The 14,374-nt window shown below is 35.8% G+C and carries 11 protein-coding genes and 1 other annotated feature; of the genes, 10 read left to right on the top strand and 1 reads right to left on the bottom strand.

Translation table 11 applies throughout. The features are described 5' to 3' along the window. Positions 1–170: 170 nt before the first annotated feature. From hemA to ysxE, 9 genes are all read left to right on the top strand, one after another. Positions 171–1,535 (top strand): glutamyl-tRNA reductase, encoded by a 1,365-nt coding sequence (gene hemA, locus BKP37_RS18830; protein ID WP_071311165.1) that lies wholly within the window; start codon positions 171–173, stop codon positions 1,533–1,535. A gap of 13 nt (positions 1,536–1,548) precedes the next feature. Then, on the top strand, positions 1,549–2,373 hold the full coding sequence (locus tag BKP37_RS18825) for a cytochrome C assembly family protein (protein ID WP_071311164.1): 825 nt from the start codon (positions 1,549–1,551) through the stop codon (positions 2,371–2,373). Between the two features lie 179 nt (positions 2,374–2,552). Next, positions 2,553–3,485, top strand: coding sequence for a hydroxymethylbilane synthase (gene hemC, locus BKP37_RS18820; RefSeq protein WP_071311163.1), 933 nt, complete (start codon positions 2,553–2,555; stop codon positions 3,483–3,485). Then, positions 3,485–4,264, top strand: a complete 780-nt coding sequence (locus BKP37_RS18815) for a uroporphyrinogen-III synthase (protein WP_071311162.1) — start codon at positions 3,485–3,487, stop codon at positions 4,262–4,264. Before hemC ends, BKP37_RS18815 begins: the two co-directional genes overlap by 1 nt. After that, complete coding sequence (hemB, locus tag BKP37_RS18810) at positions 4,265–5,236, top strand: porphobilinogen synthase (RefSeq protein WP_071311161.1); 972 nt, start codon at positions 4,265–4,267, stop codon at positions 5,234–5,236. Between the two features lie 171 nt (positions 5,237–5,407). After that, positions 5,408–6,697: a glutamate-1-semialdehyde 2,1-aminomutase gene (hemL, locus tag BKP37_RS18805; RefSeq protein ID WP_071311160.1), complete on the top strand. Its 1,290-nt coding sequence runs from the start codon at positions 5,408–5,410 to the stop codon at positions 6,695–6,697. 446 nt (positions 6,698–7,143) lie between these two features. After that, positions 7,144–8,412, top strand: coding sequence for a stage VI sporulation protein D (gene spoVID, locus BKP37_RS18800; protein WP_071311159.1), 1,269 nt, complete (start codon positions 7,144–7,146; stop codon positions 8,410–8,412). 24 nt (positions 8,413–8,436) lie between these two features. Further along, positions 8,437–9,366, top strand: coding sequence for a hypothetical protein (locus tag BKP37_RS18795; protein WP_071311158.1), 930 nt, complete (start codon positions 8,437–8,439; stop codon positions 9,364–9,366). Beyond that, the gene (gene ysxE, locus BKP37_RS18790; protein WP_071311157.1) at positions 9,363–10,391 is read left to right on the top strand and encodes a spore coat protein YsxE; all 1,029 of its coding nucleotides are present in this window, start codon (positions 9,363–9,365) and stop codon (positions 10,389–10,391) included. The genes BKP37_RS18795 and ysxE overlap by 4 nt, the downstream gene beginning before the upstream one ends. 201 nt (positions 10,392–10,592) lie before the next feature. On the opposite strand, the gene BKP37_RS18785 is transcribed toward ysxE, so the two are convergent. After that, positions 10,593–10,781 (bottom strand): hypothetical protein, encoded by a 189-nt coding sequence (locus BKP37_RS18785; RefSeq protein WP_071311210.1) that lies wholly within the window; start codon positions 10,779–10,781, stop codon positions 10,593–10,595. A gap of 479 nt (positions 10,782–11,260) precedes the next feature. Then, positions 11,261–11,529 (top strand) — a binding site (T-box leader). A 169-nt stretch (positions 11,530–11,698) separates the two neighbouring features. Here BKP37_RS18785 and BKP37_RS18780 point away from each other — a divergent pair. Then, on the top strand, positions 11,699–14,341 hold the full coding sequence (locus BKP37_RS18780) for a valine--tRNA ligase (RefSeq protein ID WP_071311156.1): 2,643 nt from the start codon (positions 11,699–11,701) through the stop codon (positions 14,339–14,341). Positions 14,342–14,374 lie beyond the last annotated feature (33 nt).

The following is a 14,374-nucleotide window of genomic DNA, read 5'->3' as shown; positions in this document are numbered from 1 at the left end:
CAATTTGTCACAATTAATAGACTTTTTAATAGTTGGAAGCTATCGTGTGTTCACTTTCTGTTCACAAACTTATTTTGTACTAGTTTAGCAACGTGTTATAATATATTTTAACAAATGATGCTATACGCACGTGTATGGGAATTAGAAACCAACTCAGGGGGTGAAAAAACGTGCACATCCTAGTTACTAGTTTAAATTACAAATCAACGCCTGTAGAAATTCGCGAAAAGTTTACGTTTCAAAATGAGGAGCGTACTTGCGCTATAAAAAGGCTTAAAAATACAAAGAGCATTTTAGAGGGTGTAATCGTTTCTACTTGTAATCGGACGGAAGTCTATGCAGTTGTCGATCAGGTACACACTGGTAGATACTATATTAAATCATTTTTATCTGAGTGGTTCGAACTTCCTATGGACGATTTTATAGATTATTTAGATATATATCAGGATGATCGTGCTATCGAACATTTATTACGAGTGACCTGTGGATTAAATTCAATGGTTGTAGGAGAAACTCAAATTCTTGGACAAATACGTGAAAGTTTTTTGTTTGCTCAAGAACTTGAGGCAACTGGCACGGTTTTTAATCATCTTTTTAAGCAAGCTATCACATTGGCTAAGAGAGCTCACTCTGAAACTTCAATCGGTGAGAATGCCGTATCTGTTAGTTATGCTGCTGTTGAATTAGGAAAGAAAATTTTCGGAGATTTTAAAAATAAGCATGTACTTATTTTTGGTGCTGGAAAAATGAGTGAATTAACTGGAAAACACCTGCATGCTAATGGTGTTGGTAAAGTGACAGTCATAAATAGAACAATGTCTAAAGCTATACAACTTGCGGATAAATTTTTAGGGGAAGCAAGACCTATAAATGAATTAACAGAAGCGCTAATAGATGCTGATATCTTAATTAGTTCTACTGGTGCCAAAAACTATGTTGTTACAAAGGATATGGTATCTTCCATTATTCGAAAGCGTAAAGGGCGTCCTTTGTTTATGGTTGACATTGCTGTTCCGCGAGATATTGAACCTAGTTTATGTGAGTTAGAGAGTGTCTATTTGTATGATATTGATGATCTTGAAGGGATCGTTCAAGCAAATCTAGATGAGCGGAAACGAGAAGCGGAAAAAATCGAAATAATGATTGACTATGAAATTGCAGAGTTTAAAAATTGGCTTAATACATTAGGAGTCGTTCCTATCATTTCTTCTCTCCGAACTAAAGCTCTTTCTGTCCATGAGGAGACCATGGCTAGTCTAGAAAGAAAGCTGCCTAATTTATCGGAACGTGAGAAAAAAGTGTTAAGTAAGCATATGAAAAGTATCGTTAATCAGCTTTTACGTGATCCAATTGTAGCTGCCAAAGAGTTAGCAGCTGAGCCTAATGCAGAAGAATCGTTAGCGTTATTTACAAGGATTTTTTCTCTTGAAGATCCAACTGTACAAGAAAAAGAATCCTGTAGTCAGTTAGAAGAGAGGGCTGAAGCAAAGCGAGAAGCTATTGTTTATGCCAAAGGTGCTGTAGTACGCTCCTAGAGAGGAGTTAAAAATGTTAAGTATGAATTTTATATATATATTCACTGTGATATTATACTGTTTAAGTGTTTTAGGTTATTTTATTGATTTCTTACAGAACAACCAGAAGGTTAATCGAATTTCCTTCTGGTTGCTTTCTATTGTCTGGGTACTACAGACAATTTTCTTTGTTTTACGGATGCTCGAATATAATCGACTCCCATTAATGACTTCTTTTGAAGGATTGTTTTTTTATGCTTGGATTATCGTTAGTGTTTCTTTAGTAATAAATTGGTTTTTCAAAGTGGACTTCTTCGTATTCTTTACTAATATATTTGGATTTGCAATTATGGCGTTTAGTATTTTTATTCCAACTGGTGATATTTCGCCTAAGCTACAAGAACTATTAATTGTAGAATTACTTTTTATCCATGTAACATTAGTATTGCTTGCGTATGGATCATTTACGTTTGCATTTATATTTTCAATTATGTATTACTACCAGCATCAAATGTTAAAGAAGAAAAGATGGTCTAAAAGATTGTTTCGTTTTGGAGACTTATCCAAATCAGAACATTTAGTCTTTATGTTTACGGTACTAGGATTTCCGTTATTATTGATGGGGGTTTTTTTAGGTTTAGTATGGGCTGCATTATCATTAGAACAGGTACCATGGTTTGATGCAAAGATTGTTACATCGGCACTAGTACTCCTTGTTTATGGATATTACTTGTATCAAAGAGTTGTGAAAAAAATTAGAGGTTATTCACTTGTTTTATTAAATATTGCTGGATTTTTATTAGTGCTAATTAATTATTTTCTATCAGGTTCACTTTCTAAGTTCCATCTCTGGTACTAGATAACGATTTGCTTTGTTCATTTGCCTAAGGTATTTAATCGGAAGAAGCAATTATATAGCTTCTTAAAGAGATAATATATAAAATAAAGAAATGAACAGTTAGAATTACTGTTGTTTCATCTCAAAAGAGTTTTCGAAATTAATCTTTTTCTTAATTGAATTCATACACGGGGGTTTATATGCGAAAAATTATTGTAGGTTCAAGACAAAGTCAATTAGCATTAACACAAACAAATTGGGTTATTGATCAGCTAAAAAAATTAGGGGCTCCATTTGATTTCGAAGTAAAAAAGATTGTTACAAAAGGGGATCAAATATTAAATGTAACTTTATCTAAAGTCGGTGGTAAAGGCTTATTTGTTAAAGAAATTGAGCAGGCAATGCTTAATAAAGAAATAGATATGGCAGTTCATAGCATGAAAGATATGCCAGCTATCCTACAGGAAGGACTTACAATTGGTAGTGTACCAAAGCGTGTTGATCCACGTGATGCATGGATTTCCAATAATGGCAAAGGCCTAATGGAAATTGAAGCAGGTTCTGTTGTAGGTACGAGTAGTTTAAGACGTTCTGCTCAAGTTTTAGCGAAGCGTCCTGATTTGGAAGTTAAATGGATTCGAGGGAATATAGATTCTAGATTACGTAAGTGTAGGGAAGGCGAATACGATGCGATTATTCTAGCTGCCGCAGGTTTGGCTCGTATGGGATGGAGTGCTAATGTTGTAACTGAGTATATCTCTACTGAACTCTGTTTACCAGCTGTTGGTCAAGGAGCGTTAGGTATCGAGTGTCGTGTAGACGATGTTGAACTTAAAGAGCTCTTAAATAAATTTACTGATGAAAACACAAATCGCTGTGTTATGGCAGAACGAGCATTTCTTCATAAAATCGAAGGTGGATGTCAAGTGCCAATCGCAGGCTACGCTGAACTAAATGAAAACGATGAAATTGTCTTAGTTGGTCTTGTGGGTTCACCAGATGGCAAAGTAATTTTACATGAAAGAATGGTAGGTAAAGAAGCACAAAGTTTAGGTGAACAGTTAGCTGTGAAACTACTTGATAAGGGCGCAAAAGAAATATTAGACGAAGTTATAAAAGAGCTAGAAAAGTAATGGAACTTAAAGGAAAGAGAATATTAGTGACGAGGGCAAAGGCACAAGCTTCTGCTCTCTCATTACAAATAGAGAAATATGGTGGAATTCCAGTTGAAATGCCGTTAATAACGTGCAAAGCAGTAAAAGATAAGACTATTATCCACAAAGAATTACGACTTTTACATACATATCAGTGGTTAATATTTACAAGTAAAAATGGGATAGATTTCTTTTTTGAAGAATTGAATTTAGTAAACGGTAGTTCGAATATACCGCCTACATGTAAAATTGCGGTGGTAGGGGAAAAGACAGAGAATGCTTTAGCACCATACGGTTTAAAAGCTGATCTAATTCCGGAATTATATGTTGCTGAAAGTTTGGTTGATTGTCTGCTTAATGTTTTAATTGAAGGGGAACGGGTATTAATTCCTCGTGGAAACTTAGCAAGGGATATCATACCGAAACGATTACGTGAGAACGAAATAAAAGTAACTGAGCTTGATGTTTATGAAACTGTTATTGAGACAAATTCGAAAGATGAGTTGTATAGAGCGATAAAAAATCAAGAACTCGATGTAGTTACTTTTACTAGTTCATCTACAGTTGAAAATTTTGTTCAACTTCTCAAAGGTTCTGATTGGCGGAATTATTTAGGTAACATAATTTTTGCTTCTATTGGACCGATCACAACAAAAACGATGAAAAAACATCACGTACCTGTCCATACAGAACCAAGCGAATATACTATCAATGGCATGCTTATTAGTGTGATGGACAAGCTAAAGGAGGAAAAATAAATGTTAGAGTTTAAAAGACATCGCCGTTTACGATCGTCAAAAAACCTTCGTTCAATGGTCAGAGAAACAGTTTTAAAAAAAGAAGACTTAATATATCCTATCTTTGTTAAAGAAGGAGAAAATATTAAAAATGAAGTTTCTTCAATGCCTGGAGTATATCAAATTTCTTTAGATTTATTAGAAGAAGAAATTCAAACGATTACAGATTTAGGTATCGTCTCAGTAATTGTATTTGGTGTTCCGAAAGAAAAAGATGAGGTAGGTACAAGTGCATATTGTGAAAATGGTATTGTTCAACAAGCTATTAAAAAAATTAAAGAGGTAAATAATGAGCTAGTAGTTATTGCTGATACATGCCTTTGTCAATTTACAAACCACGGACATTGTGGCGTGATAGAAGAAGGTATCATCTTGAATGATCCAACACTTGAACTTCTCAGTAAAACGGCTGTCTCTCAAGCGAAGGCAGGGGCTGATGTAATTGCACCTTCAAATATGATGGACGGATTTGTTGCGGCAATTCGAGTGGGGTTAGATGAAGCTGGCTTTAGTCATATTCCGATTATGTCATATGCAGTAAAATACTCTTCTTCATTTTATGGGCCGTTTCGTGATGCAGCTCATAGTGCGCCTTCATTTGGTGATCGAAAAACGTATCAAATGGATCCAGCTAATCGCTTAGAAGCACTACGTGAAGCAAAGAGCGATGTTCTTGAGGGAGCTGACTTCTTAATTGTAAAACCGGCATTATCATACCTAGATATCATCCGTGAAGTAAAGGATAACTTTACATACCCAGTAGTAGCTTATAATGTTAGTGGCGAGTATTCGATGATTAAAGGTGCAAGCTTAAATGGTTGGATTGATGAAAAAGCTGTAGTGATGGAAAAACTAATAAGCATGAAACGTGCGGGTGCTGATTTAATCATTACATACTTCGCTAAAGATGTAGCAAGATGGTTAAGCGAATAACTTAATATTTTTTGGATTTCATAATACATTTTTTACGTAACTAAGATACTATTTCTGGTTGAATTAGTGCTTTTTCAACTAGATATAGTTTGATGTCGCTAGATTAATGGAATTATGATATTCACTCATCTAGTAAAAAATATGATATTTACATTGTAGAGGGGGATATAAATGAAATCATTTGAAAAATCGACGGCAGCATTTAATAGAGCAAAATCATTAATGCCAGGGGGGGTTAATAGTCCTGTACGCGCGTTTAAATCAGTGAAAATGGATCCTATATTTATGGAACGAGGTAAAGGATCTAAAATTTATGATATTGATGGCAATGAGTATATTGATTATGTACTTTCCTGGGGGCCACTTGTATTAGGCCATGCTGATGAGCAAGTCGTTGAAGCTTTGAAAAAGACTGCCGAATTAGGAACTAGCTTTGGTGCTCCTAGTGAATTAGAAACCAAAATGGCTGAACTTGTAATCAGTCGTGTTCCTTCAGTTGAAGTTGTTCGCATGGTTAACTCTGGTACGGAAGCTACAATGAGCGCATTACGTTTAGCGCGGGGCTATACAGGGCGAAATAAAATTATTAAGTTTGAGGGCTGTTATCATGGGCATGGAGATTCTCTCCTTATTAAAGCAGGTTCCGGTGTAGCGACTCTTGGTTTACCGGATAGCCCTGGAGTACCTGAAGCAGTAGCTATGAATACGTTAACTGTCCCATACAACGATTTAGAAAGCTTGCGGTATGCTTTTGAACAATATGGTGATGACATTGCCGCTGTAATTATAGAACCAGTTGCTGGTAACATGGGAGTTGTACGTCCTTTACCAGGCTTTTTAGAAAGCGTACGTGAAATTACCGAACAAAATGGTACCCTCCTTATTTTTGATGAGGTTATGACAGGTTTCCGTGTTGGCTACCACTGTGCACAAGGTGTACTAGGAATTACCCCAGACCTTACTTGTTTAGGAAAAGTAATTGGTGGAGGACTGCCGGTTGGAGCGTACGGTGGGAAACGTGAAATTATGGAGATGATTGCTCCAAGTGGCCCGATATATCAAGCTGGTACACTTTCTGGAAATCCTTTGGCAATGACTGCGGGATACGAGACTCTATCGCAACTAACGGAAGCTCACTATGCTGAGTTTGAACGCCTTGGTATTAAATTAGCTAACGGTTTATCAGAAGCGGCAACTAAATATGGGATCCCACATTATACAAGTCAGGCGGGGTCTATGGTTGGCTTTTTCTTTACAGGAGAAGAAGTGATTAATTACGATAAAGCCAAGACATCTGATCTTGAGAGTTTCGCAACTTATTTCCGTTACATGATTGAAGAAGGAATATCTTTACCACCTTCACAATTTGAAGGTATGTTCCTTTCGACTAAACATACCGATGAAGATATTGAAAAAACGATTGCAGCAGCTAATAAGGTTTTTGCAAAATTAGTTGAATAAAGATAATTTTAAAAAGTTTTATAAGACTGAACTAACAATCATGGAGGCCTTGATCTCCACTGATTGTTAGTTTTACTTATACCACGGACATATGATTAACTAGTCATCGGCTTTCACTGGTGAAAGTTATTCTATATCGGACCTTAAGGAGCAGTTAATCCTCCACCTAAACTTTTCAATTCTCTCAAATTTTGAGGTGGGGTCTTACTGCCCCATAAGAGTGGGGATAATTGAACGAAAGAGGCCTAGCACATTTATTGTGTTGGGCCTTTTTACTTTTTGTTAATTTCTCTATTCGCCTCGAAAATATAGAAATTCATGAAAGTAATCATATTTTACTGAGTTCTGTCATACATCTGTAACGTATTGGTATAAGTCCGTTTAACGAGGACGTGTCCTTAAGTTTTTGCGGAATTACTTAAATTTAAATAGAGGAGGAGAGGTAGTTGACACAAGATCATTCATCAAAGCTATCATTTTCCATCGAAGAATCAGTGTGGCTAAATAAAGGTCAGGAAGTAGACGAAATTGTATCTTTGTCACTAGATCCGGAAATAACAGTACAAGAAAATGGAGATTACGTTTTAATTCGAGGTGGATTAAAGCTAACTGGTGAATACCGCTCCAATGGTAATAGCAATTCTAGTGAAAAGGAAAGTGACTCTCTTAGTGATCAAGTTGCTTATCGTTCAATTGAAGAAGTAACCTTAAATTCAGACGGTACGGGTGAAATTAAGCATTATTTCCCAATTGATGTGACCATTCCACAGGAACGTATTAGGAGATTAGACGAAATATATGTGATAGTTGAGTCTTTTGATTACGATTTACCGGAAAGAGGTTGTATTCAGCTAACTGCAGATATTGCAATTACGGGGATGTCTTCAGGAAAGGCCCAAAGAGATGCCCAATATTCAGAAGAACCAGCAGTTGATACTTTTAACCCATACTATGAAGAAGGAACAGATACAAAAGAACAAGATACAGCGCTAGAAAATGAAGAACGTACTTTCCATTATGAAGCATATAATCAGGAAGATACTGTAGTACCATTTCCTAGTGAAGAAGTACGATATGAAGAAGGGGAATCAGAAGACAATATTGAAGAATTTAATTCCGTAGAGGACGATGTAGAAGAACCGGTAGAAGCTAGCTTAGAGGAAGAAAATGATGCTAAAGAAGAAAGAACAGAAGAGGTTTTAGCGGAAGAAACAGAAGAAGTAAGCGAGGAAGTTGAGGTAACAAACGAAGTTACTGAGAAAGTGAAATCACCAGCAATAGCATTTGGGGTTATAAAAAAACGACCTAAACAAGAAGTAGTGGTAGAAGAAAATAAAGAACCACTAGAAGATAAAGATCAATCATTTAGTACGTTAAAAAGCCTTGCTGGCGATAGAAAGCAAGTTGTCAAAGACGAAGAAAGACTTGAGGAAGCAGAAGTTGATGTTACTGAAGTTTCTCTAGTGGATGAAGAGCAAGAAGAAGTAGAAACACCGCCTAGAGAAGAGAATGCATTGTACTTAACAAAAATGCTTTCAAAAGGTGAAGAGGAAGAATTTAAGAAATTAAAAATGTGCATCATTCAAGAAAGTGAAACATTAGATACAATTGCAGCGAGGTATGAAATTACCCAAAGTGCTCTAATTAAGGTTAATCGACTTGATGATGGAGAAGTAAAAGAAGGTCAGATTTTATATATTCCAGTTCCAAAATAAGCAATATGATAGGGAGAAATAATTATGGATATGTTGAGTCGAATCAAAATGGAATATGACCTTTCTGAACTAACGTGGATAAAGGAAAATACGATTTTTCAAAGCGAAAGAGGTAAGAAAAGGATCCGTATTTGGAAAGATAAACAGCTACTCGAGTGGCATGTTAATTGGCGTGATGAAATTAGTAAACAGTCTGGATTTTTGTTAGACCGTATGATCCGTACGAGAGATAGGAAGCCATTTTTCATTTGTGATAAAGACTTCGTTTCAATTCATGATGAAATTGTTGAACCTTATCCGACTAAAGGAAAAGAACAAGAGTGGGGTAGATTAATCGGTCATGCTTTGACTTATGGCATAAACCAAAGTAATGAAAATCATTGTTTCAAAAAAAGTGAACCTTTGCCATTAAAAACAGTAAGGGGGAGCCTAGAGCAGCTCTCCTTACTAGATCCAATGGCTAAGCTTGTCTTAGAGCGAAGCTACCTTGAAGCGAAAAAGAGAAACGAAAAAGCAAATTTGATACAAAAACGTGTCCAAGAAAAGAAACTTCCTGTCCTAACAAATTTTTCAAAACTAGAAGATGCAAGGCAAGTTTTTTTTCACTTGTATTGGATTTGTGGCAGTGAACAGCCGATAAGAGGTTATAAAACAATTAGAAATCTACTAGAGAAGTGGTATAGTAAGAACGGGAATCACTCAACAGTAGAATTACTTGATTCGATTAATCGATACTTTTCATTAAAAGAAGACCATGGCCTATTGTTGTTATCAGAATTGTTAATGCCACATGAGTTTGAAGAGACAGTTGCCAAATTATTTACATGCAAAAGTGTTAATGAAATGCCGGAAATTATTAATCAATATTTCAGTAGGTGGAAAACAACTCGAGAACTAGTGATATTATTAAGTAAGTGGATTGAAAAAGACGGAGAAAGGGTGGTGGCCAAATGATTAATAATGCAGCCCCCCGGAACTCTATAGGGCATATCCTTTTTCAATATGATTTGTATCCAGGAAAAATTGAGCAATTTGGCAAAGTTAAAAAAATTACCTCACCTAAAGGTACTTTTGCATTAAAAGAGTCTAATATGACACAGGAGCAAGCTAATTGGTTTTCTCATGTAATGAGAAGATTAGAAAAAATTGATTATTATCAAGTAGTTCCAGTCATACCTAACAAATATGGAGACTTAACGATTACTCACGGTAATAAAACATTCTATTTACAGCCGTGGTTTTGGGAAGAAGCTGAAGTACCTGATGAGAAAAAAGAAATAATTCTGTTTCGACAGTTGGGAAAACTTCATAGTTTAACCGTAAAACCTCAAGAGTTTTCAAAAGATACAATTGAAAATTCATATCAAGAATTATTGAAAAGATGGGAAAAGAGACGGTTAGAAATGGAATACTTTGCGGAACTGTGTGAACGAAAAACTTATATGTCACCCTTTGAGCTTACGTTCCTAACCCACTACAGCAGAATGGAGCAATTAGCAAATACTGCTTCAAATTACTTAAAGGAATGGTATGATGACTGTCTTGAAAAACAAACTTTTCGTGCTGTACTTTGTCATGGAAAGTTAGATCGTTCTCATATCTTCTATCATCCAAATGGATATGGTTATTTATTCAATTTTGAAAAAGCAGTATTAGATACACCAGTAAGAGATTTAGCCATTTCTTTTCGAAAATCTTTCCAGTATACGTTGTGGAAAGAAGATCAAGGAGCTGATTGGCTTGGGACATACGAGAGGTACTTACTTCTTGAAGAGGAAGAGAAGAAATTATTTGCAAGCTATTTAATTTATCCTGAGCTTATCTACAACTGTGTCGATCATTATAATCGTAGAGATGGTAGTATAACTGAATTACAATACGTACAAATTCTTGAAAAACGTATCATCACAATGACAAGAGTAAATCACTTTATTCATAATATACTTCTAAAGAAAGAAAGCAGTCAACCATCTGAATAGGTTGACTGCTTTCTTAAGGTTTATCAAAGAATGATGTGAAACTAGTATTGATTAGTTTTTGATCAGTCTAGCATCAGCGCCTACAAGAATCCTAATTACTTACCCTCTGTTAACTTTATAAATATACTCCTTGTTCTAGAAGACTACAGAGTGTTATTTTCAGTCGAAAAGGTATTCTTGTTTGTTCTTCACCGAGATTTGTTATAGCACTCCAGCAACGTACGTTAAATATAATACAACTAGTATGGCCAGGATAACTACATCAATGGTTGTGGGAAATAAAATTGTTCTAATTAGTTGAAACATTGATAATGGGATTAAAAATTGATAGCCGGCATCACGGACTCTCCGTAACCAAAGAGGAAGTCGATATTTACCTTTTTTAAACACCAAAAGTCATCCTCCTTATTCTATATTTCTTGTTCGTATAATGAATTTCATTCAATATTTTCTCTACTAAGATACTATAACTATTTACGCTAAACTATTCGTAATAGATATAGATTATGCGTCTCGGTATTGATAACTATGAAATTCACTCGAATAAAAAGTAAATTTTTTTATAACTAGAGCTAAAGTAAACAAACGTTTCTTAATAAGGGATTTGCTGAAAGTAAAGCTCCTCTAATATTTATGATATGCTACTAAGTTAGGCGAGTGAATATATTTTTTAAGATGAATTGAAAACAATTTGATTTACTGAGATGTAAGAACGGGAAAGTGTATGTTTTGTTCTCTCGAACGTCAAAATATTTACTTTATGTATGGAACAAGATATTTTGGAAATAATGCTAGTAAATTTTGATGTCACCTATTGACGTTTTTTTGTTATTACATGTAAAATGTTATTACACATTTGAAGTGAATATTTATCTGCTTAGAATGGGAAGAGTACATTTGTAAGACCATCAGAGAGAAAAATCAAAGATGCCTACTAGTAAGGTATCTTTTGCTGAGAGATTTTTTTGGTACGAAAAATGGAAGGTCGCCCTGGAGCTGCTTTTCTGAAATTTTTATATTAGTAAGAAAAGCCGGTTACATAACCGTTACATAAATGAAGTGTGCTATTTTAATTCATTTTTATTAGAATTATAGCAAACAAAGGTGGTACCGCGAATCAACTCTCTTCGTCCTTTGAGGATGGGGGAGTTTTTTATTTTTGAAAAAATAACTTATTTAAGTTTGAAAGGTGGTTAGCCAGTGTTTACTCAGTTGAAGGCACTTTAACTTACTTATGTAATAAATCGTCAGTGCTTTTAGTGTGTGAATAAGGTGCTTGCACTTTTCTAAAAGGGAGGAAATAAGAGATGGCAAATCAAGATTTATCAATGCCAACAAAGTATGATCCAAAAGCTACGGAAGCCAAATGGTATCCGTACTGGTTAGATGGGAAATTTTTCGAAGCGAAAGGTGAAGAAGGTAAAAAGCCATATACAATTGTAATACCACCACCAAACGTGACAGGAAAACTTCATTTAGGTCACGCGTGGGACACGACGTTACAAGATATATTAATACGTACAAAGCGAATGCAAGGTTATGACGCGTTATGGCTACCTGGAATGGATCATGCTGGGATTGCGACACAAGCAAAAGTTGAAGGTAAGCTTCGTGAAGAAGGGATCAGTCGGTATGACTTAGGTAGAGAAAAATTTCTAGAGAAATCATGGGAATGGAAGCACGAATATGCTGATTTTATTCGTAAGCAGTGGTCTAAGCTTGGTTTATCCTTAGATTATTCTCGTGAACGATTTACGCTAGATGAGGGATTGTCAAAAGCTGTTCGTGAAGTTTTTGTTAAGCTTTATGAAAAAGGACTTATCTACCGTGGTGAGTATATTATTAACTGGGATCCTCAAACAAAAACGGCATTATCGGATATTGAAGTTATTTATAAGGATGTTCAAGGTGCTTTCTACCACATGAAATATCCGTTAGCTGATGGTACGGGCTACATCGAAGTGGCGACAACTCGACCAGAAACAATGTTAGGTGATACGGCTGTAGCTGTTCATCCTGAAGATGAGCGTTATAAGCATTTAATAGGCAAAAAAGTGAAACTTCCAATTGTTGGTAGGGAAATCGAAATTGTTGCTGATGACTATGTAGATATGGAATTTGGTTCGGGAGCTGTAAAGATTACTCCAGCCCATGATCCAAATGATTTTGAAATTGGGAACCGTCATAATCTTGAACGTATCCTTGTTATGGATGAGTCAGGAAAAATGAATGAAAATGCAGGTAAGTATGAAGGTTTAGACCGTTTTGAATGCCGTAAGCAAATTGTAAAAGACCTTCAAGATGCAGAAGTATTATTTAAAATTGAAGAACATCTGCATTCAGTTGGTCACTCAGAACGTAGTGGAGCTGTTGTCGAGCCATATCTTTCAACACAATGGTTTGTTCGTATGGGACCTCTTGCAGAGGAAGCGATTAAGTTACAAAAGTCGGAAGGGAAAGTCAATTTTGTCCCTGAACGTTTTGAAAAGACTTATTTACACTGGATTGAAAACATTCGTGATTGGTGTATTTCTCGTCAGCTATGGTGGGGGCACCGTATTCCTGCTTGGTACCATAATGAGACGAAAGAAGTATATGTCGGTCATGAAGCACCAGCAGATCTTGAAAATTGGACACAAGACGAAGATGTTCTTGATACATGGTTTTCATCAGCGTTATGGCCATTTTCTACAATGGGTTGGCCAGATAAGGATGCAAAAGATTTCAACCGTTACTATACTACAGATGTCCTTGTAACAGGCTATGATATTATTTATTTCTGGGTTGCACGAATGATTTTCCAAGGTCTAGAATTCACTGGTGAACGTCCATTTAAAGACGTGCTTATTCACGGATTAGTACGTGATTCTGAAGGACGTAAAATGAGTAAGTCATTAGGAAATGGTGTTGATCCGATGGATGTTATTGACAAATACGGTGCCGATGCCCTCCGTTTCTTCCTCTCAACGGGAAGTTCCCCGGGAAATGATTTGCGTTTTTATTGGGAAAAAGTCGAATCAACTTGGAATTTCGGGAATAAAATTTGGAACGCATCCCGCTTTGCATTAATGAATATGGAAGGCTTAACTTATGAAGAAATTGATCTTACTGGTAAAAAGTCAATAGCAGATCAATGGATATTGACACGCCTACAAGAAACAATTGAAAATGTTACACGATTAATTGATGCCTATGAATTCGGTGAAGTAGGTCGTCTACTTTATAACTTTATTTGGGATGATTTCTGTGACTGGTATATTGAAATGGCGAAATTACCTTTGTACGGAGAAGATGAAGAAGCTAAGAAAACAACTCGTTCAATTTTAGCTTGCGTTCTTGATCATACAATGAAGTTGTTACATCCATTTATGCCATTTATTACAGAAGAAATTTGGCAGCACCTTCCGCATGTAGGAGAGTCAATTACAGTTGCACCTTGGCCAGTAAGAAACGAAACGCAAGTTTTCCCAGAAGCAACAAAGAAAATGAATTTACTTAAGGAAATCATTCGATCTGTTCGTAATACAAGAGCAGAGTTGAACGTTCCAATGAGTAAAAAAATTGAGTTGTTAATAAAGGCAAAAGATAGCGAAGTACTAAGCAATCTTGAAGAAGGACGTAGTTATTTAGAGAAGTTCTGTAATCCAGATCAATTAATGCTTGGTACTGATCTTCAAGCACCAGAAAAATCAATGTCATCAGTTCTTTCTGGTGTAGAATTGTACTTGCCATTAGCAGGACTACTAGACCTTGATGAAGAAATCGCTCGCCTAGAAAAAGAATTAAAACGACTTAATAGTGAAGTGGAACGTGTACAAAAGAAATTAAATAACCAAGGCTTCGTTTCTAAAGCGCCTGCTAAGGTTATTGAAGAAGAGAAAGCAAAAGAAAAAGACTATTTAGAAAAACGCGCTACTGTGCAAGCGAGAATTGATGAGTTGAAAGCATAAAGTTACAGAGGGTGCCCCAAAAGTGTCAGACAC

Source organism: Anaerobacillus alkalilacustris (assembly GCF_001866005.1).
In the GTDB taxonomy this organism is placed as follows: Bacteria; Bacillota; Bacilli; order Bacillales; family Anaerobacillaceae; genus Anaerobacillus; species Anaerobacillus alkalilacustris.
This window is presented reverse-complemented; position numbering and strand designations above follow the sequence as displayed.